The organism is Pseudomonas sp. S2_A02 (assembly GCF_054668495.1).
In genome coordinates this window covers 2,668,269-2,686,771 of the sequence record NZ_CP162776.1, presented here as the reverse complement: position 1 = coordinate 2,686,771, position 18,503 = coordinate 2,668,269, and the positions used below count along the sequence as shown (strand labels likewise).

Annotated in this window: 18 protein-coding genes and 1 pseudogene; 7 read left to right on the top strand and 12 right to left on the bottom strand. The window is 59.6% G+C overall.

Annotated features, from left to right (window positions below; translation table 11 throughout):
* Window positions 1-86 precede the first annotated feature (86 nt).
* From AB4O41_RS12415 to algW, 3 genes and pseudogenes are all read right to left on the bottom strand, one after another.
* On the bottom strand, window positions 87-806 hold the full coding sequence (locus tag AB4O41_RS12415; protein ID WP_460147915.1) for a DUF4198 domain-containing protein: 720 nt from the start codon (window positions 804-806) through the stop codon (window positions 87-89).
* A 113-nt stretch (window positions 807-919) separates the two neighbouring features.
* Window positions 920-1,192 (bottom strand): annotated as a pseudogene (locus tag AB4O41_RS12410) (TonB-dependent siderophore receptor); the annotation flags it as partial.
* Window positions 1,193-1,302: 110 nt separating this feature from the next.
* The gene (gene algW, locus AB4O41_RS12405) at window positions 1,303-2,463 is read right to left on the bottom strand and encodes a Do family serine endopeptidase AlgW (protein ID WP_192346210.1); all 1,161 of its coding nucleotides are present in this window, start codon (window positions 2,461-2,463) and stop codon (window positions 1,303-1,305) included.
* Window positions 2,464-2,566: 103 nt separating this feature from the next.
* Here algW and AB4O41_RS12400 point away from each other — a divergent pair, with 103 nt between their 5' ends.
* The 3 genes from AB4O41_RS12400 (at window position 2,567) to cysN (ending at window position 6,407) form a co-directional block, all read left to right on the top strand.
* Window positions 2,567-3,325, top strand: coding sequence for a Nif3-like dinuclear metal center hexameric protein (locus AB4O41_RS12400; protein WP_007901591.1), 759 nt, complete (start codon window positions 2,567-2,569; stop codon window positions 3,323-3,325).
* A gap of 256 nt (window positions 3,326-3,581) precedes the next feature.
* Window positions 3,582-4,499 (top strand): sulfate adenylyltransferase subunit CysD, encoded by a 918-nt coding sequence (cysD, locus tag AB4O41_RS12395; protein ID WP_008008639.1) that lies wholly within the window; start codon window positions 3,582-3,584, stop codon window positions 4,497-4,499.
* 9 nt (window positions 4,500-4,508) lie between these two features.
* Window positions 4,509-6,407 carry a sulfate adenylyltransferase subunit CysN gene (cysN, locus tag AB4O41_RS12390; RefSeq protein ID WP_460147914.1) on the top strand — a complete coding sequence of 633 codons (1,899 nt, stop codon included), beginning with the start codon at window positions 4,509-4,511 and terminating at the stop codon, window positions 6,405-6,407.
* 180 nt (window positions 6,408-6,587) lie between these two features.
* On the opposite strand, the gene AB4O41_RS12385 is transcribed toward cysN, so the two are convergent.
* From AB4O41_RS12385 to AB4O41_RS12375, 3 genes are all read right to left on the bottom strand, one after another.
* The gene (locus AB4O41_RS12385; protein WP_460147913.1) at window positions 6,588-7,496 is read right to left on the bottom strand and encodes an acyltransferase; all 909 of its coding nucleotides are present in this window, start codon (window positions 7,494-7,496) and stop codon (window positions 6,588-6,590) included.
* Window positions 7,497-9,596, bottom strand: coding sequence for a phosphate acetyltransferase (pta, locus tag AB4O41_RS12380; protein WP_460147912.1), 2,100 nt, complete (start codon window positions 9,594-9,596; stop codon window positions 7,497-7,499). It abuts the gene before it with no gap.
* Window positions 9,597-9,670: 74 nt separating this feature from the next.
* Window positions 9,671-10,009, bottom strand: a complete 339-nt coding sequence (locus AB4O41_RS12375; protein ID WP_367374194.1) for a DUF3565 domain-containing protein — start codon at window positions 10,007-10,009, stop codon at window positions 9,671-9,673.
* Here AB4O41_RS12375 and AB4O41_RS12370 point away from each other — a divergent pair.
* From AB4O41_RS12370 to AB4O41_RS12360, 3 genes are all read left to right on the top strand, one after another.
* Window positions 9,978-10,463 carry an FKBP-type peptidyl-prolyl cis-trans isomerase gene (locus tag AB4O41_RS12370; protein WP_007901600.1) on the top strand — a complete coding sequence of 162 codons (486 nt, stop codon included), beginning with the start codon at window positions 9,978-9,980 and terminating at the stop codon, window positions 10,461-10,463. The genes AB4O41_RS12375 and AB4O41_RS12370 overlap by 32 nt on opposite strands.
* A 123-nt stretch (window positions 10,464-10,586) precedes the next feature.
* Window positions 10,587-11,069, top strand: a complete 483-nt coding sequence (locus AB4O41_RS12365; protein ID WP_052965554.1) for a glutathione peroxidase — start codon at window positions 10,587-10,589, stop codon at window positions 11,067-11,069.
* A gap of 209 nt (window positions 11,070-11,278) precedes the next feature.
* Window positions 11,279-12,382, top strand: coding sequence for an NADH:flavin oxidoreductase (locus AB4O41_RS12360; protein ID WP_460147911.1), 1,104 nt, complete (start codon window positions 11,279-11,281; stop codon window positions 12,380-12,382).
* A gap of 116 nt (window positions 12,383-12,498) precedes the next feature.
* On the opposite strand, the gene AB4O41_RS12355 is transcribed toward AB4O41_RS12360, so the two are convergent.
* Together AB4O41_RS12355 and cysZ are read right to left on the bottom strand one after the other, a co-directional pair.
* Window positions 12,499-13,698 carry a glycosyltransferase family 4 protein gene (locus tag AB4O41_RS12355; RefSeq protein WP_460147910.1) on the bottom strand — a complete coding sequence of 400 codons (1,200 nt, stop codon included), beginning with the start codon at window positions 13,696-13,698 and terminating at the stop codon, window positions 12,499-12,501.
* A gap of 40 nt (window positions 13,699-13,738) precedes the next feature.
* On the bottom strand, window positions 13,739-14,494 hold the full coding sequence (cysZ, locus tag AB4O41_RS12350) for a sulfate transporter CysZ (protein ID WP_460147909.1): 756 nt from the start codon (window positions 14,492-14,494) through the stop codon (window positions 13,739-13,741).
* Between the two features lie 315 nt (window positions 14,495-14,809).
* On the opposite strand from cysZ, the gene trxB reads away from it, so the two are divergent.
* A complete protein-coding gene (gene trxB, locus AB4O41_RS12345) occupies window positions 14,810-15,766 on the top strand; it encodes a thioredoxin-disulfide reductase (RefSeq protein WP_008008648.1) in 957 nt (318 codons plus the stop codon).
* A 191-nt stretch (window positions 15,767-15,957) separates the two neighbouring features.
* On the opposite strand, the gene AB4O41_RS12340 is transcribed toward trxB, so the two are convergent.
* From AB4O41_RS12340 to folX, 4 genes are all read right to left on the bottom strand, one after another.
* Window positions 15,958-17,208, bottom strand: a complete 1,251-nt coding sequence (locus AB4O41_RS12340; RefSeq protein WP_460147908.1) for a 2-aminoadipate transaminase — start codon at window positions 17,206-17,208, stop codon at window positions 15,958-15,960.
* Window positions 17,209-17,434: 226 nt separating this feature from the next.
* Entirely contained in the window at window positions 17,435-17,773 is a 339-nt protein-coding gene (locus AB4O41_RS12335; RefSeq protein WP_460147907.1) for a HopJ type III effector protein, read from the bottom strand.
* Window positions 17,766-18,062 (bottom strand): DUF1244 domain-containing protein, encoded by a 297-nt coding sequence (locus AB4O41_RS12330; RefSeq protein WP_460147906.1) that lies wholly within the window; start codon window positions 18,060-18,062, stop codon window positions 17,766-17,768. The genes AB4O41_RS12335 and AB4O41_RS12330 overlap by 8 nt, the downstream gene beginning before the upstream one ends.
* Before the next feature lie 69 nt (window positions 18,063-18,131).
* Window positions 18,132-18,503 carry a dihydroneopterin triphosphate 2'-epimerase gene (gene folX / locus AB4O41_RS12325; protein ID WP_030128633.1) on the bottom strand — a complete coding sequence of 124 codons (372 nt, stop codon included), beginning with the start codon at window positions 18,501-18,503 and terminating at the stop codon, window positions 18,132-18,134.

The window sequence follows — 18,503 nt, the reverse complement described above, 5'->3', positions numbered from 1 at the left end:
TAGCGGTTCGGCATTCAACATCAATGCTGAATGCAATGGCCTCATCGCGAGCAGGCTCGCTCCCACAGGTTTTGTGTGATGCTGGGTTACTCGTGATGCGGTTCGCCAAGGAAGGTCAGCGACGTGAACAGCCCGCGTGTCGCCACATCCGGGTTGTCCTTCAGCGGAATCTCCATCTGCGCCGCAATCACGTTCAACCCTTCATTGCGCACCAGAACCTGTGCCCGGCCGTCCGCATCGGTTTCGGTGCTCAAGGTATTCGGCGCGCTGCGATAGTCGCCCACCAGCTTCACGCCCGCCGCCGGCTTACCGTCCAATAGCACCCGAACCGGCAACGATTTACCCGGCCCAACGGTCAGCGGATCAACCTCCGGCAGAATCAGCAATTTCATCTGATCGAGCTTCGGCAACTTCACCCCCGGCTGGTATATCGCCAGGCTGTACTTGAAGGTCTGGGTCGACTCAATGGCCCCCGGTACTTTGCTGCGTCCTTCGTTGATCCATTTCTTATCCGCCGTCTGCGACCACATGCCATTGTTCAGCGCTACGGCCATCACTGCCGGTGGTTTCAACGGCTGCAGGCGGGCGTGGTCGGCCAGCCGTTGCACGTTCACCGGGATCATTTTTCCGGCTACGTCATAGGCCCACGCGCCGCTGATTTTCTGCGCCTTGAAGGCGTTGTCTTCGGCGCCATGGCCGTAGATGACTTCGATGTTGCCGCGACGTTGTTCGGTCCAGAGACCGTGAGCCGAGACTTGGCTGGCGCACAGCAGGCCGAGTAGCGCCAGGGATTTGAGATGTTGCATGGTGACGTCCTTTTACAGGTTGAGTGTCAGGCTGACGGTGAAATTGCGCGGCTCGCCGGGGTTGACCCAGTAGTTGCTGTAAGAGCGCTCGAAGTATTTCTCGTCCAAAATCCAGCGCGCTCGACGCTGGTGCTGCCCAAGTCCTTGAGCACACTGACGGGAATCACACTGATCGATTGCGGGATATCGCGAATGGCCGTGTCGGTTTTGGTCGCGCTGGAGGAGTGGGGTGCGCGATAACCCTTGACCGGGCCGGTGGGGGATTCGTAGTCGGAGGTGACGCTGATGGCGTCCAGTTCAACGGTTTTCGACTCTTCGGCGAAGACCGGGTGCCCCAGTAAACCGAGGGTCAGGCCCGCGAGGGAAGCCATTGTTCGAGACGACATGTTATGTTGTTCCAATAGTAATATCGAAACAATATAACATGCCTAATGAGAATGTATGCTGTTAACGGCTTCGGAGTTATGAAGCTGCTGAGGGCGCAGCTCCTACCGGCTTACTCTTCTTCCTTTTCCTTGATCGGCGCGGGTGGCGGACGCAGACCGATTTCTGCCGTGAGCTTGAGCTCTTTACCGTTGCGCATCACCTGAATGGTGACCTTGTCGGTCGGTTTGATCCGCGCCACCTGGTTCATCGAGCGGCGACCGTCGCCGGCCGGTTCACCGTCGATGCTGAGGATCACGTCGCCCAGTTGCAGGCCGGCCTTCTGCGCCGGACCGTCACGGAAAATCCCCGCGACCACAATCCCCGGACGTCCCGACAGACCAAACGACTCCGCCAGCTCCTGGCTCAACGGTTGCACTTCGATGCCGAGCCAGCCGCGAATCACCTGGCCGTGTTCGATGATCGACTTCATCACTTCCATCGCCAATTTGACCGGGATTGCGAAGCCGATGCCCTGAGAACCGCCGGACTTGGAGAAGATCGCCGTGTTGATGCCGGTCAGGTTGCCGTTGGCGTCCACCAGCGCACCGCCGGAGTTGCCGGGGTTGATCGCGGCATCGGTCTGGATGAAGTCTTCGTAGTTGTTCAGCCCGAGCTGATTGCGCCCGGTGGCGCTGATGATGCCCATGGTCACGGTCTGGCCGACGCCGAACGGGTTGCCGATGGCCAGGGCCACGTCGCCGATACGGATATTGTCGGAACGGCCGACGGTGATCGACGGCAGGTTTTTCAGGTCAATCTTCAACACCGCGAGGTCGGTTTCCGGGTCGCTGCCGATGACCCGCGCCAGGGTTTCACGACCATCCTTGAGCGCCACCACGATCTGGTCGGCACCGCTGGTCACGTGGTTGTTGGTCAGCAGGTAACCTTCCGGGCTCATGATCACGCCCGAACCGAGGCTCGACTCCATGCGCTTCTGCTTGGGCGAGTTGTCGCCGAAGAAACGGCGGAACTGCGGATCTTCGAACAACGGATGGCTGGGCTTGTTGACCACTTTGGTGGTGTATAGGTTGACCACCGACGGCGCGGCCGTGGTCACCGCGTCGGCATAGGACACCGGGCCCTGCTGCAGACCGAGAGTTTGCGGGGCTTGCTGCAGATTCACGTCCAGGCTCGGTAGCCCGACCCATTGCGGGTAACGCTGCATAATCAATAGAGCGATAAGCACGCCGGCCAACAGCGGCCAGCCGGAAAAACGCAGCGCCTTGAGCATTAAGCACGTCCTACAGAGGTTGCAGGCGGTGTGAGACCGCCCATAATGTCGCGCATTATACGAGGCCGCGCGCGCCTCTGAACGGGATATTTAGGAGTCTTTTATGGCCGTCGCCCTGAGCACCCTGGTCGAAGAAGCCGATCGCTACCTGGCAAGTGCGAAGATCGCCGATTACTGCCCCAACGGTTTGCAGGTCGAAGGCCGGCCGCAAGTGATGCGCATCGTCAGCGGCGTTACTGCAAGCCAGGCGTTGCTGGATGCCGCGGTAGAGGCCCAGGCCGATCTGGTGCTGGTGCATCACGGCTATTTCTGGAAAGGCGAGAACCCGTGCATTACCGGCATGAAGCAGCGCCGGTTGAAAACCTTGCTCAAGCACGATATCAGCCTGCTGTCCTATCACTTGCCGCTGGATCTGCACCCGGAAGTCGGCAACAACGTGCAGCTTGCCCGCCAACTGGACATCACCGTCGAAGGCCCGCTGGATCCGGACAATCTGAAAGTCGTTGGCCTGGTCGGCTCGTTGAGCGAACCAATGACCCCTCGCGATTTCGCCCGTCGCGTGCAAGAAGTCATGGGGCGTGAGCCATTGCTGATCGAAGGCAGCGAGATGATTCGTCGGGTCGGCTGGTGCACCGGTGGCGGCCAGGGTTACATTGATCAGGCGGTGTTGGCTGGCGTCGATCTGTACCTCAGCGGCGAAGCCTCCGAACAGACGTTCCACAGCGCCCGGGAAAACGACATCAGCTTCATCGCCGCCGGCCACCATGCCACCGAGCGTTATGGCGTGCAGGCCTTGGGTGATTACCTGGCGCGACGTTTCGCCCTCGAGCACATCTTCATCGATTGCCCGAATCCTATTTGATTTCAAAACTGAATGGGATTGCCCTGTAGGAGCGAGGCTTGCCCGCGAAGAACGATAACGCGGTATGCCTGATGCACCGCGTAATCGTCTTCGCGGGCAAGCCTCGCTCCTACAGGGGGAGAGCCCCAAACGAGGGGGTATATTCATATACCCTTTCGATCTAGCCAGCGTCCTGATTAGAAGGGGGCGCTGTGCTAGGATTCCCCGCTCGAACACGGCCCGCAGGCCGTCCATAAGATCGTTTTCGTGAGTAGCCATGGTCGACAAACTGACGCATCTGAAACAGCTGGAGGCCGAAAGCATCCACATCATCCGCGAGGTCGCCGCCGAGTTCGATAACCCGGTGATGCTGTACTCCGTCGGTAAAGACTCCGCCGTGATGCTGCACCTCGCGCGCAAGGCATTCTTCCCGGGCAAACTTCCGTTTCCGGTGATGCACGTCGACACCCAGTGGAAGTTCAAGGAAATGTACGCGTTCCGCGACCGCATGGTCGAAGAGCTCGGCCTGGACCTGCTGGTGCACGTGAATCCCGAGGGTGTTGCGCAGGGTATCAACCCGCTCACCCACGGCAGTGCCAAGCATACCGACATCATGAAGACCGAAGGCCTCAAACAGGCTCTCGACAAGTACGGCTTCGATGCGGCATTCGGCGGCGCTCGTCGCGACGAAGAGAAATCCCGGGCCAAAGAGCGCGTGTATTCCTTCCGTGACACCAAGCACCGTTGGGACCCGAAAAACCAGCGTCCCGAGTTGTGGAACGTCTACAACGGCAAGGTCAACAAGGGCGAATCGATCCGCGTATTCCCGTTGTCGAACTGGACCGAGCTGGACATCTGGCAGTACATCTACCTCGAAGGCATCCCGATCGTGCCGCTGTATTTCGCCGCTGAGCGCGACGTTATCGAGATGAATGGCACCTGGATCATGATCGACGACGAGCGCCTGCTCAATCACTTGAGCGACGAAGACAAGGCGCGCATCGTCAAGAAGAAGGTCCGTTTCCGTACGCTGGGCGACTACCCGTTGACCGGTGCGGTCGAGTCCGAGGCCACCAGCCTGACCGACATCATTCAGGAAATGCTCCTGACGCGAACTTCCGAACGCCAGGGCCGAGTCATCGATCACGATGGCGCAGGTTCGATGGAAGAAAAGAAACGTCAGGGTTATTTCTAAGGGGTTGTCATGTCGCACGCATCTGATTTGATCAGCGAGGACATCCTCGCCTATCTGGGCCAGCACGAACGCAAGGAAATGCTGCGCTTTCTTACCTGTGGCAACGTCGACGACGGCAAGAGCACCCTGATCGGGCGCCTGCTGCACGACTCCAAAATGATCTACGAAGATCATCTGGAAGCCATCACCCGCGACTCGAAAAAAGTCGGCACCACCGGTGAAGACATCGACCTGGCGTTGCTGGTCGACGGCTTGCAGGCGGAGCGTGAGCAGGGCATCACCATCGATGTCGCCTACCGCTATTTCTCCACCGCCAAGCGCAAATTCATCATCGCCGATACCCCCGGCCATGAGCAGTACACCCGCAACATGGCCACCGGAGCATCCACCTGTGACCTGGCGATCATTCTGGTCGACGCCCGTTACGGCGTGCAGACGCAGACCCGTCGCCACAGCTTTATCGCCTCGTTGCTGGGCATCAAGCACATCGTTGTCGCCATCAACAAGATGGACCTCAACGGCTTCGACGAAAGCGTGTTCGAGTCGATCAAGGCCGATTACCTGAAGTTCGCCGAAGGCATCGCGTTCAAGCCGACCACCATGGCGTTCGTGCCGATGTCCGCTCTCAAGGGCGACAACGTGGTGAACAAGTCCGAGCGCTCGCCGTGGTACACCGGCCAGTCGCTGATGGAAATCCTTGAAACCGTCGAAATCGCCAGCGACCGCAACTACACCGACCTGCGTTTCCCGGTGCAGTACGTCAACCGTCCGAACCTGAACTTCCGTGGTTTCGCCGGCACCCTGGCCAGCGGCGTCGTGCACAAGGGCGACGAAGTCGTTGTGTTGCCGTCGGGCAAGAGCAGCCGCGTGAAATCCATTGTCACCTTCGAAGGTGAGCTGGAGCATGCAGGTCCTGGTCAAGCCGTGACGCTGACCATGGAAGACGAAATCGACATCTCCCGCGGTGACTTGCTGGTGCATGCCGACAACCAGCCGCAAGTGACTGACGCCTTCGACGCCATGTTGGTGTGGATGGCCGAAGAGCCGATGCTGCCGGGCAAAAAATACGACATCAAGCGCGCCACCACTTACGTGCCGGGTTCGATCACCAGCATCGTCAATCGCGTGGACGTGAACACGTTGGCCGAAGGGCCGGCGAGCTCGCTGCAGCTGAACGAGATCGGTCGGGTCAAGATCAGCCTCGACGCGGCTATCGCGCTGGACGGTTATGACAGCAACCGCACCACCGGTTCGTTCATCGTCATCGATCGACTGACCAACGGCACGGTCGCGGCCGGCATGATCATCGCCCAGCCATTGAGCCATGGCACCAGCACCCACCACGGCAAACTGGCTCACGTGGCTACCGAAGAACGCGCCCAGCGCTTTGGTCAGCAACCGGCCACCGTGTTGTTCAGCGGCCTGTCGGGCGCTGGCAAAAGCACCCTGGCCTACGCTGTTGAGCGCAAGCTGTTCGACTTGGGTCGTGCGGTGTTTGTACTCGATGGCCAGAACCTGCGTCACGACCTCAATAAAGGTCTGCCAAATGATCGCGCCGGGCGTACCGAAAACTGGCGTCGTGCGGCGCACGTTGCGCGTCAGTTCAACGAAGCGGGTCTGTTGACCTTGGCAGCCTTCGTTGCGCCGAGTGCTGAAGGTCGTGAGCAGGCCAGGGAGCTGATCGGCAAGGAGCGTCTGCTGACGGTCTACGTCCAGGCCTCTCCGACGGTCTGTGCCGAGCGTGATCCGCAAGGTCTGTACGCGGCGGGTGGCGACAACATCCCGGGCGAATCCTTCCCGTACGACGTGCCGCTGAATGCCGATCTGGTGATCGACACCCAGTCGCTGTCGCTGGAAGAAAGCGTCAAGCAAGTGCTGGATCTGCTGCGCAAGCGTGGCGCGATCTAAGCGTTAGCTGTAAATAAAAAACCCGCAGACGAGTGATCGTCTGCGGGTTTTTTTGTGTCCTTGAGATCGCCATCGCGGGCAAGCCCGCTCCCACAGGGATCTCTAGTGAACACAAAATTTGCATTCCACAGAGACCACTGTGGGAGCGGGCTTGCCCGCGATGGCGCCGGTACAAACACCTCAAACCTTGGCGGTGTACTCACGGTGCATCTGCCCCAGCAGCGCATCCTTGTCATTCCACAGCTGATTGATCCAACCCTGAAACTCGAGCCGATACACACCGTCCTGGTCGTAGTTTTTGCCGACGAACTGCGGTGGAATCTTCAGCTCCTGAAAGTGCACCACCACGTCCGCAACGTTCCCACAGAGCAAATCCCAATAACCCGGGCGCCCGGCCGGATAGTGGATGGTCACGTTGACGATGGCTTCCAGCTGGTCGCCCATGGCATCCAGCACGAAGGCAATGCCGCCCGCTTTCGGCTTGAGCAGGTAGCGGAACGGTGAGCTCTGCTGTACGTGTTTACCCTCGGTAAAGCGCGTGCCTTCGACGAAGTTGAAAATCCCCACCGGGTTATTGCGGAACTTGTCGCAGGTCTTCCGAGTGGTCTCCAGGTCTTTGCCTTTCTTCTCTGGATGCTTTTCCAGATAGGCCTTGGAGTATCGCTTCATGAACGGAAAACCGAGTGCCCACCACGCCAGACCAATCACCGGCACCCAGATCAGTTGCTGTTTGAGGAAAAACTTCAGCGGGCGGATGCGACGGTTGAGCACGTACTGCAACACCATGATGTCGACCCAGCTCTGATGGTTGCTGGTGATCAGGTACGAGTGCTGATAGTCCAGTCCTTCCAGCCCGCTGAGCTGCCAGCGCGTATGCCCGAGCAGGTCCATCCAGGCCTTGTTGTTGCTGACCCAGGTTTCGTGGATATGGCCCATCAGCCATCCGGTGAAACGCTGGGCGACGGGGAAGGGCAGCAGCAGTTTGAAGATCGCCACCACGAACAGCGGCGTGCAGCAGACAATCGTGTTCAGCGCCAACAACAGCGAGGCGATCACGCCGCGCAGGGGTGCAGGTAGAAAATCCAGCATTTAAACATCCATAGGTCGGTTGGCAGCCTGGATCGCGGTCAACGCGATGGTGTAGACGATGTCGTCGACCTGCGCGCCGCGCGGCAGGTCATTCACCGGTTTGCGCAGGCCTTGCAACATCGGCCCGAGGCTGACGCAGTCGGCGCTGCGCTGCACGGCTTTGTGGGTGGTGTTGCCGGTGTTCAGGTCGGGGAACACGAACACCGTGGCACGACCGGCCACCTGACTGTTCGGCGCCAGTTGCCTGGCCACGGTTTCGTTGGCGGCGGCGTCGTACTGCAATGGGCCGTCGATCAACAATGAGTTCTGTTGTTCGTGGGCGAGCAACGTCGCTTCGCGGACCTTCTCGACTTCTTCACCGCTGGCTGATTCACCGCTGGAGTAGCTGATCATCGCCACGCGCGGAATGATGCCGAACGCCGCAGCCGAGTCGGCGCTTTGCAACGCAATCTCGGCCAGTTCGCTGGCACTCGGGTGCGGGTTCATCACGCAGTCGCCGTAAACCAGCACTTCTTCCGGAAACAGCATGAAGAACACTGATGACACCAGCGTGCAGCCCGGTGCGGTCTTGATCAGCTGCAGGGCCGGGCGGATGGTGTTGGCGGTGGAGTGAATGACCCCGGACACCAGCCCGTCGACTTCATCCAGCGCCAGCATCATGGTGCCGATCACCACGGTGTCTTCCAGTTGTTGCTCGGCCATCGGCGCGTTGAGGCTTTTGCTTTTACGCAGGGCGACCATTGGCTCGACGTAACGTTCGCGGATCAGGTCCGGATCGAGGATTTCCAGCCCTGGCGGCAACTCGATGCCTTGGGCGCGGGCGACCGCTTCGACGTCCGCCGGTTTGGCCAGCAACACGCAACGGGCAATGCCGCGCGCCTGGCAGATCGCCGCGGCCTGCACCGTCAGCGGTTCGCTGCCTTCGGGCAACACGATGCGCTTGTTGGCGGCCTGGGCACGCTGGATCAGTTGGTAGCGGAACACCGCGGGCGACAGGCGCATTTCCCGTGGCGTGCCACAACGCTGGTGCAGCCAGTTGGCGTCGAGGTGACCGGCGACGAAATCGGTGATGATCTCCGCACGTTCGCGGTCGTCGATCGGGATTTCCTTGTTCAAACCGTTCAATTGGTTGGCGGTGTCGTAAGAACCAGTGCTCACCGACAACACTGGCAGGCCAGCCTGCAAGGCGCCACGGCACAGATCCATGATGCGCGGATCGGGCAGGGTGTCGCTGGTCAGCAACAGGCCGGCCAAGGGCACGCCGTTCATTGCCGCGAGGCTGACCGCGAGAATGATGTCGTCGCGATCGCCGGGGGTCACCACCAGCACGCCGGGCTTGAGCAGCTCCACGGTGTTGCGCACGGTGCGGGCGCAGATGATGATGTTGGTCATGCGCCGCGCTTCATAATCGCCGGCGTTGAGCACCTGAGCGCCCATCAGATCGGCTACGTCACGGGTGCGCGGGGCGTTCAATTCGGGTTGGAACGGGATGCAGCCGAGCAGACGGAAATCACCACTGCGCAACAACGGCGAGTGTTCCTTCAGGCGCGAGGCGAAGGCCTCCATGCTTTCGTCGGTCTTGACCTTGTTGAGGATCACGCCCAGGACTTTCGGGTCTTTCGGCCCTCCGAACAATTGCGCCTGCAACTCCACCCGGCCGGACAGTTCGGTCAGCACTTCGTTTTCCGGTGCCGAGACCAGAATCACATCGGCGTCCAGGCTCTTGGCCAAATGCAGGTTGACCCGCGCTGCGTAACTGGCGCTGCGGGTCGGGACCATGCCTTCGACGATCAGCACGTCTTTGCCGACAGCGGCTTGCTGATAAAGGGTGATGATTTCTTCGAGCAGTTCGTCCAGCTGGCCGTCGCCGAGCATCCGCTCGACGTGGGCCAGGCCCAGTGGCTGAGGCGGTTTCAAGCCGTGGGTGCGGGCCACCAGTTCGGTGGAGCGTTCTGGGCCCGTGTCGCCCGGGTGCGGCTGGGCAATCGGTTTGAAAAAGCCGACTTTGAGACCGGCCCGCTCAAGCGTACGCACCAGCCCGAGGCTGATGGAGGTCAGACCCACACCAAAATCGGTGGGTGCGATAAAAAAAGTTTGCATGCGGATTCTCTGGAAGTGCATGTGGGCAGCCGTGGCCGCCAGGTGATCATCTATATCTGACGATCTACCAAAATTCAGTCGTCAAGGTTATCGCTAACCGAGCCTTGTGCGCACCATCCGCAATCAAAGGGCTGGCCTATTTTTTCATTGCGCAGCGAAGGGTCCAGCACCCAGGCCCGGGATTGCCACGGAGGCTGGTGCCGCAAGTGCTGTGTATGACCGCAGGAAAGCTCGGCTACCCAGTGCCCTTCCTCGTCCTGATGAAAGCCTGTGACGGTCGAGGCTTTCGTCGCACCCCGTCTGTCCGGGTTGTGTTCGCTTTCGGGCGATTGCTTCGCTAAACTTGGTCTTTCTATATTCTTATGCAAAAGGTCTCGCCCCATGCTGATCGCCGCCAATAAGGCTGTCTCCATCGACTATACCCTGACCAACGACGCTGGTGAGGTCATCGACAGTTCCGCCGGCGGCGCGCCGCTGGTCTACCTGCAAGGCGCAGGTAACATCATCCCGGGCCTGGAAAAGGCACTGGAAGGTAAAGCAGTCGGTGACGAACTGACTGTCGCCGTAGAACCTGAAGATGCCTACGGCGAATACGCTGCCGAACTGGTCAGCACCCTGAGCCGCAGCATGTTCGAAGGCGTTGACGAGCTGGAAGTGGGCATGCAGTTCCACGCTTCCGCTCCGGACGGCCAGATGCAGATCGTCACCATTCGCGATCTGGACGGCGACGATGTCACTGTCGACGGCAACCATCCGTTGGCCGGTCAGCGCCTGAATTTCCAGGTCAAGATCATCGATATCCGTGACGCCAGCCAGGAAGAAATCGCTCATGGTCACGTCCATGGCGAAGGTGGCCATCACCACTGATTTTCTGCGCTAAGCTTTCGAGATCTGGAGAGGCGCCCGAGGGCGCCTTTTTAGTCCGCGGCTGTCCTTGATGGCACCGCCAAGTGGCTGTTTCGAGAAGAACACGGGAATTTGGAGTTCGTCATGAGTGCTTTTCACGACCTTAAACTGACAGCCCTGGATGGTCAGGAGCTACCTCTGGCGCCTTTCAAGGGGCGTGTCGTGCTGGTGGTCAACGTCGCCTCCAAATGTGGTTTGACCCCACAGTACGCGGCGCTGGAAAACCTCTACCAGCAATACAAGGACAAGGGTTTCAGTGTGCTGGGCTTGCCATGCAACCAGTTTGCCGGGCAGGAACCGGGCACCGAGCAGGAGATCCAGGCGTTCTGCAGCCTCAACTATGGTGTGACCTTTCCGTTGTCCAGCAAGCTGGAAGTCAACGGTCATGAGCGTCATCAGTTGTACCGTCTATTGGCGGGCGAGGGCGCGGAATTCCCGGGCGACATTACCTGGAACTTCGAAAAATTCCTGCTGGGCAAGGATGGTCGCGTGCTGGCGCGGTTCTCGCCTCGAACGGCACCGGATGATCATGCTGTCATCCAGGCGATCGAAAAAGCGCTGAGCTGACATCTCCCCTGTAGGAGCGAGGCTTGCCCGCGATGGCGTCATGTCATTCAACATTGATATCGACTGACATGACGCCTTCGCGGGCAAGCCTCGCTCCTACAATAATTCCTATCTTCTAGACCTTAATCACCGCAATCAATAGTGCTGTTCAATGCTTGGCGCTCTCCATATTATCGCCGTCATAAAGTCTATATCCCGTGGAGCGTCCCATGCCTGTCAAAGCCCTGTTCAAGCCTTTTCACCTAGGCGCCCTCGAGTTGCCGACCCGCGTTGTCATGGCGCCGATGACCCGCTCGTTTTCGCCGGGCGGCGTGCCCAATTCCAAAGTGATCGAGTACTACCGTCGTCGCGCCGCCGCCGGGGTTGGGCTGATCATCACCGAAGGCACCACCGTCGGCCACAAGGCCTCCAACGGCTATCCGAACGTGCCGCACTTCTACGGTGAAGCGGCATTGGCCGGCTGGAAGAAAGTCGTCGACGCAGTGCATGCCGAAGGCGGCAAGATCGTTCCGCAGCTGTGGCATGTGGGCAGCGTGCGCCGTATCGGCACCGAGCCGGACGCCAGCGTGCCGGGTTACGGTCCGTCGGAAAAGCTGAAGGACGGTCAGGTCGTGGTTCACGGCATGAGCAAGGAAGATATCCAGGACGTGATTGCCGCGTTCGCCCAAGCCGCCAAGGATGCTCAGAGCATCGGCATGGACGGCGTGGAAATCCACGGTGCCCACGGTTATCTGGTGGACCAGTTCTTCTGGGAAGGCAGCAACCAGCGAACCGACGAATACGGTGGCAGCCTGGCCAATCGCTCTCGCTTCGCCATCGAACTGATTCAGGCGGTGCGTGCCGCGGTCGGTGAGGGTTTCCCGATCATCTTCCGTTTCTCCCAATGGAAGCAGCAGGACTACACCGCACGCTTGGTACAAACCCCGGAAGCCTTGGGCGAATTCCTCAAGCCGTTGTCCGACGCCGGCGTAGACATTTTCCACTGCTCGACGCGACGTTTCTGGGAGCCGGAGTTCGACGGTTCCGAGCTGAACCTGGCCGGCTGGACTCGCAAGCTCACCGGCAAGCCAACCATCACCGTCGGCAGCGTCGGCCTGGACGGCGAGTTCCTGCAATTCATGGTCAACACCGACAAGATCGCGCAACCGGCCAGCCTGGAAAAACTGCTGGAGCGTTTGAACAACGATGAGTTCGATCTGGTGGCAGTGGGGCGTGCATTGCTGGTGGACCCGGACTGGGCGCAGAAAGTGCGGGACGGTCGCGAGGAAGACATCCTGCCGTTTAGCCGTGAGGCGTTGATGACGTTGGTTTAAGTAGCGTCTGGAAGGGCCCCATCGCGGGCAAGCCCGCTCCCACAGTGTTCTGCGTCACACACAAATCCTGTGGGAGCGGGCTCGCCCGCGATGATGGCCTCAAGGTCAGCAAAGATTCAGGGTAATGTCTGAGCATTAGGAACCACCTGCTCCCCAACACAAGCCCCGCGCAACTGCCCCTCGAACTGCTCGATAATCGCCGCCCAACCCTGACGACTCGCATGCTGGCGCGCATTAAGCCGCACGCAACGCAAGGTTTCGCGCTCCTCCAGCAGCCAACGTGCCGCATCGCAGAATGCCTCTTCATCCCCGGGCATAGCCAGTACGCCGTTGTAGCCATGGCGAATATGCTGGGCCGCCGCAGCCTGATCGTACGCCACTACCCCCAGTCCCGAGGCCAATGCCTCAAGCACCACATTGCCGAAGGTTTCGGTCAGGCTCGGAAACAGAAACACATCCCCCGACGCATAGTGACTGGCCAAGGCTTCGCCGCGTTGTGAACCGCAGAAAATCGCCTCGGGCAATTCCTTCTCCAGCATCGATCGTTGCGGCCCGTCGCCGACCACAATCAATTTCATTTTCCGCTGTGGATAAGTCATTTTCAGCGTGTCGAAGCACCGCTTGAGCAAGCCAAGATTCTTCTCCTGGGCCAAACGTCCTACGTGGATGAAGGCAATATCATCCTCGGCCAGTCCCCATTGCTCGCGCAGCGATTTCAGCCGTTTGGCCGGATGAAACAACTGGCTGTCGACGCCTCGAGAGAGCAACGCCAGGCGCTCGAAACTACGGCGTTCCAGTTCCAGTCGCTGGCTGGCGCTGGGCACCAGGGTCAGGGTCGAGCGATTGTGAAACCAGCGCAGGTAGTGAGTCAGCAAGCGTGTCAGCAGCCCGAGGCCGTATTGGCTGGAGTACTGCTGGAAATTGGTATGAAAGCCGCTGACCACCGAAATCCCCAAGCGCCGTGCCGCGCGCAATGCCGACAAACCCAGCGGTCCTTCGGTGGCGATGTACAACACGTCCGGGCGATGCCGTTTCCAGCGCCGCAGCAACTTGTGCATCGACGACTGACCCCATTGCAGGCCGGGATAACCCGGCAGCGGCCAGCCTCGACACAACAGCAACTCATCGTTGTTGCCCATAAGCGGGTCGCCACCCTGGCGTGGTCGCACCAACTCGACCTGATGCCCGCGCGCGCGCAAACCATCGAACAAGCGGCCAAGGGTATTGGCCACGCCGTTGATTTCCGGAGGGAAGGTTTCGGTGATCAGGGTGATATGCAGAGTTGTCGTCATGACCTCAGTGTCGGCTGAGGCCATGTCGTCATTGTGACGGTGGGATGATGGATTTGTGACGCGATCAGCGGCGTTCCGGCACCAGATTTTCCGCGCCACGCTCACGCACCCAGAACAGCGTTGCACCGGCCACGGCCGCCGGCATCATCAGAATGTTGACCACTGGAATCAGCAACACCAGATAAACAATCCCGCCAAAGCTCATGCTCTGCCAGCGTTTCTGCCGCAGCCAGGCGAGCATTTCGTTCCAGCCGAGTTTGTGGTTATCCGCCGGGTAGTCGATGTACTGGATCGCCATCATCCACACCCCGAACAACAGCCACAGCGGCGCGGCGATGATGTTGACCACCGGGATGAACGACAGGATGAACAGACCGATGGCCCTGGGCAGGAAGTAGCCGAGTTTGCGCATTTCCCGGGACAGGGTACGCGGGATCATGGCGATCAGTTCGCCCCAGCTGAAGGCCGGGAAGTCGTCGGTGCCGCGCACCACCACTTCGACTTTCTCCGCCAGGAAGCCATTGAATGGCGCGGCGATAACGTTGGCCAGCATGGTGAAGGTGAAGAACACCATCAACACCACCAACACGACGAATATCGGCCAGAGGATGTAGCTGAGAAAGCTCAGCCAATCGGGCAGGGACGGCATCAGCGTATCGACCCACATACTGAACTGATGGCCGGCCAGATAGATCAATCCGACGAACAGCACCAGGTTGATTGCCAGCGGCAACAACACGAACAAGCGCAGGCTGGGGCTCAGGACCAGCTTGAGGCCCTCGCGCAGGTATTGCGGGCCAGACAGAACAGGGGCGGGCATAACGTGCTCCGAGCAAAGGGTAAACGCGCCGACCTTACCGGCTTTGCCTGACAGGCGAAAGCGCGGTAGCGGCATCGACATTAACTGTAACAAAGGCGTCTATATATTCGCGGCAACGACATAGAGACCGCCTATGAGCTGGATTGTTAAACCGTATTTCCTTAATCTTCGCTCCCTCGATACGCTGCACCCATTCTTTTACAGGACTGTCGAGCCCAAGCCTTCCCCAAGTGCTTTCAACGGTCCTTTTTTATTCCCGCCGGCAATCCGGCGTTCCGCGCCCAGTGTTTCGGGCCCGGTCAACAGGAGCAGGTCATGTCTGAAGTTCGTCATTCGCGAGTGATTATTCTCGGTTCCGGCCCTGCCGGTTACAGCGCCGCGGTCTATGCGGCTCGTGCCAACCTCAAGCCACTGCTGATCACTGGCATGCAGGCTGGCGGTCAACTGACCACCACCACCGAAGTCGACAACTGGCCGGGCGACGTCCATGGCCTGACCGGCCCGGCGCTGATGGAGCGGATGAAAGAGCACGCCGAGCGCTTTGAAACCGAGATCGTATTCGATCACATCAATGCCGTGGACTTCGCCGCCAAGCCGTACACCCTGATTGGCGACAGCGCGACTTACACCTGCGACGCACTGATCATCGCCACCGGCGCCAGCGCTCGCTACCTGGGCCTGCCATCGGAAGAAACGTTCATGGGCAAAGGCGTTTCGGCCTGCGCGACCTGCGACGGTTTCTTCTATCGCAACAAGCCGGTGGCTGTGGTCGGTGGCGGTAATACGGCTGTGGAAGAAGCCCTGTACCTGGCCAACATCGCCAGCACCGTAACCTTGATCCACCGTCGCGAAACGTTCCGCGCCGAGAAGATCCTGATCGACAAGCTGAATGCCCGGGTTGCCGAAGGCAAGATCATCCTGAAGCTGAACTCAACCCTGGACGAAGTGCTGGGCGACAACATGGGCGTGACCGGTGCTCGCTTGAAGAACAACGACGGCAGCTTCGACGAGCTGAAAGTCGACGGCGTGTTCATCGCCATCGGCCATACACCGAACACTTCGTTGTTCGAAGGCCAGCTGACGTTGAAAGACGGCTACCTGGTTGTGCAGGGCGGCCGTGACGGCAACGCCACTGCGACCAACCTCGAAGGCATCTTCGCCGCCGGTGACGTGGCTGACCACGTTTACCGCCAAGCCATCACCTCGGCCGGCGCCGGCTGCATGGCGGCACTGGATGCCGAGCGCTACCTCGACGATCTGCAGAACGCTTGATTCTGATTCTGTAGAAAGCAAAAAACCGGCCTTGGCCGGTTTTTTTGTGCCCACGATTTAATGCCTGATCACATTTCCAGTGTGGGAGCGGGCTTGCTCGCGAATGCGATGTGTCAGGCAATATGAATGTCGACTGATATAGCGCATTCGCGAGCAAGCCCGCTCCCACATGGACTGCATAGAATTTATGCTCAGGCCAATTTCTTCAGGCACGCCTCAAGGATATCCAGCCCTTCCTCCAGCACGGCAGCCTCAGTGGTCAATGGCGCCAGCAGCCGAATGATGTGGCGCGACTTGCCGCTGGGCATCAGCAACAAGCCCGAATCGCGCGCGAGAGCCAGCAGCTGCGTCAACTGCGCCGAGGCCGGTGTGCCATCGGCATTGATCAACTCGATGCCGCGCATTGCACCGACGCCGGTCAAGCGGCCCAGATACGGTGACAGTTCGCGGGCTCGCCAGGATTCGTAGCGGCTGACAATCGCTTCTTCCTGTTGCGCGCCCCAGGCGTGCAGGTGCGTGTCAGTCATTTCGTCCAAAGTCGCCAACGCGGCGGCGCAGGCGATGGGGTTGCCCGAGTAGGTGCCGCCCAATCCGCCCTTGGGCAAGTTATCGAGTAGCGACTTACGCCCGACAACCGCCCCCAGCGGCACGCCGCCGGCAATGCTTTTGCCCAGCAGGATCAGGTCCGGCTCAATGCCCAGTCGCGAGAACGCAAACCGCTGGCCGGTACGACCGAAGCCGGACTGGATTTCATCGGCGATCAGCAGGATGCCTTTGTCATCACAGAAACGTCGCAGCACTTGGGCGAACTCCACGTCCATCGCCAGGAAGCCCGCTTCGCCCTGCACCGGTTCGACGATAAAACAGGCCACGTCATCAACGTCGATCTCAACGCTGAACAGCCGCTCCATCGCCTTCAGGGCATCAAAGCCCGTCACATCGTTGTCTTTGCTGGGGAAGGGCAGGTGGAACACCGGCCCCGGTAGCACACCGACTTTCTGCTTGTACGGCGCGACTTTGCCGTTGAGGTTGAGAGTGGCGAGTGTGCGACCGTGGAAGGCGCCGTCGAAGGCGATGACTGCCGTGCGACCGGTGGCGCCACGGACGATTTTCAGGGCGTTTTCCGCCGCTTCCGCACCGCTGTTGGTGAGCATGCCGCTGACCGGGTAACCCACCGGAATAAACGCCGTCAGGCGATCCATCAGTTCGAGATAAGGCACATGCGGGGCGGCGTTGAACGCGTAGTGGGTCAGCCGGGTAGCCTGTTCGCAAATGGCCTCGACGATGCGCGGGTGGCAATGACCGAGGTTCAGCACGCCGATACCACCGACAAAATCGATGTAGCGTTTGCCGTCGGTGTCCCAGACCTCGGCGTTTTTACCGTGGCTGAGCGTGACAGGATGAACGATGTTGATTGACCGACTGATGTTTTCGCTGCTCATGGATACCGGACTCAGAAGAAGGGATGCTTCTTTTTATCTAAGCCGCGAGCAGAGGTGCCCGGCAAACGAAATAAAGTTGCCGGGTCAATATTAAAAGTCGGGATGTGGTGTCGGGATTGAAATATCAAAGATCAAAAAATCGCAGGCTTCGCCAGTTCCTACAGAAGCATGCGATCAGCGTAGGAGCTGCCGCAGGCTGCGATCTTTTGATATTGATCTTCGCTAATCAGCGGCGAGTCAGCGGCTGCTGAGTGAACTTCACACCCGCCAGGCCATGGGCAATCAGCGCGCGGATATTGCCATGGTCACTGCCTTCAGGCGTGGCCACTACCGAACGGTAATGTTCGCCAAACGCCAACAGCGCTTCTTCATCACTCAAGCCTTCCAGCAATGCCAGACCCAGGGTCTTGCACGAGCCTTCGTTCTGCCCGGCGGCATTTTCCACACCGCCGTTATTGAACGCCTGGGGCTGATAGTCGTAACCGGCGGCGATGAACGCCAAGGTATCGACGAAAGCATGTTCGCCGCTCTTGAGGCTGGCGCGCAGGGTGTTCAGATCACTCATTGGGTTTTCCTTTGGCGAACGCCGCTTGCTGATCGGCGCTGGCTTCTTTCTGGTATTGGGCTTTCCACTCGGCGTACGGCATGCCGTAAACCACTTCGCGGGCTTCATCGATGCTGACGTCGATCTGGCGTTCGTCGGCAGCGGCCTTGTACCACTTGGACAGGCAGTTGCGGCAGAAGCCCGAGAGGTTCATCAGGTCGATGTTCTGCACGTCCTTGCGGCTGTCCAGGTGGGCAACCAGCCGGCGAAAGGCGGCGGCTTCAAGTTCCAGGCGTTGTTGATCGTTCATGATGGGCTCTGTGCATATCAAATCGTGGCGCGGATGATAAAAGCCTGGCGACCGATGCGCCAGACGCGGTCAGCGGCTTGCGGCCAGGGTAATCGATACCGACTCGGCGAAGCGCAAGGCGTGGGGCTTGTCGACTTCGACTTCGGCGTACAGCACCGACTGGTTGACCATGATCAGATCCAGCAATTCCTGAGTCAGGCGCTCGAGCAGGGCAAAGCGATTGCCCTCCACGTGGGCGATGATCGCCTTGGTGATGGTGCGGTAATTCAACGCGTGATCGATATCGTTGTCACGCACTGCATCCTGGGCGGCGTACAGGATGGTCAGGTTGATCAGCACATCCTGCTTGTTGAGGATTTCGTCCTCGTTGATCCCGATAAAAGTTCGCAAACACAGGTCCTTGACCCGGATGCGTGCCATTCCTGGTTGAAGTTGTGGCAT

Coding starts and splice junctions, on each gene's coding strand:
- AB4O41_RS12385 (WP_460147913.1), bottom strand. CDS start 7,496: ATGCTGGATTTTCTACCTGCACCCCTGCGCGGCGTGATCGCCTCGCTG.
- algW (WP_192346210.1), bottom strand. CDS start 2,463: ATGCTCAAGGCGCTGCGTTTTTCCGGCTGGCCGCTGTTGGCCGGCGTG.
- folX (WP_030128633.1), bottom strand. CDS start 18,503: ATGCCACAACTTCAACCAGGAATGGCACGCATCCGGGTCAAGGACCTG.
- AB4O41_RS12365 (WP_052965554.1), top strand. CDS start 10,587: ATGAGTGCTTTTCACGACCTTAAACTGACAGCCCTGGATGGTCAGGAG.
- AB4O41_RS12400 (WP_007901591.1), top strand. CDS start 2,567: ATGGCCGTCGCCCTGAGCACCCTGGTCGAAGAAGCCGATCGCTACCTG.
- cysZ (WP_460147909.1), bottom strand. CDS start 14,494: ATGCCCGCCCCTGTTCTGTCTGGCCCGCAATACCTGCGCGAGGGCCTC.
- AB4O41_RS12340 (WP_460147908.1), bottom strand. CDS start 17,208: ATGAGCAGCGAAAACATCAGTCGGTCAATCAACATCGTTCATCCTGTC.
- AB4O41_RS12330 (WP_460147906.1), bottom strand. CDS start 18,062: ATGAACGATCAACAACGCCTGGAACTTGAAGCCGCCGCCTTTCGCCGG.
- AB4O41_RS12355 (WP_460147910.1), bottom strand. CDS start 13,698: ATGGCCTCAGCCGACACTGAGGTCATGACGACAACTCTGCATATCACC.
- cysN (WP_460147914.1), top strand. CDS start 4,509: ATGTCGCACGCATCTGATTTGATCAGCGAGGACATCCTCGCCTATCTG.
- AB4O41_RS12360 (WP_460147911.1), top strand. CDS start 11,279: ATGCCTGTCAAAGCCCTGTTCAAGCCTTTTCACCTAGGCGCCCTCGAG.
- AB4O41_RS12375 (WP_367374194.1), bottom strand. CDS start 10,009: ATGGAGACAGCCTTATTGGCGGCGATCAGCATGGGGCGAGACCTTTTG.
- AB4O41_RS12370 (WP_007901600.1), top strand. CDS start 9,978: ATGCTGATCGCCGCCAATAAGGCTGTCTCCATCGACTATACCCTGACC.
- trxB (WP_008008648.1), top strand. CDS start 14,810: ATGTCTGAAGTTCGTCATTCGCGAGTGATTATTCTCGGTTCCGGCCCT.
- AB4O41_RS12335 (WP_460147907.1), bottom strand. CDS start 17,773: ATGAGTGATCTGAACACCCTGCGCGCCAGCCTCAAGAGCGGCGAACAT.
- AB4O41_RS12415 (WP_460147915.1), bottom strand. CDS start 806: ATGCAACATCTCAAATCCCTGGCGCTACTCGGCCTGCTGTGCGCCAGC.
- cysD (WP_008008639.1), top strand. CDS start 3,582: ATGGTCGACAAACTGACGCATCTGAAACAGCTGGAGGCCGAAAGCATC.
- pta (WP_460147912.1), bottom strand. CDS start 9,596: ATGCAAACTTTTTTTATCGCACCCACCGATTTTGGTGTGGGTCTGACC.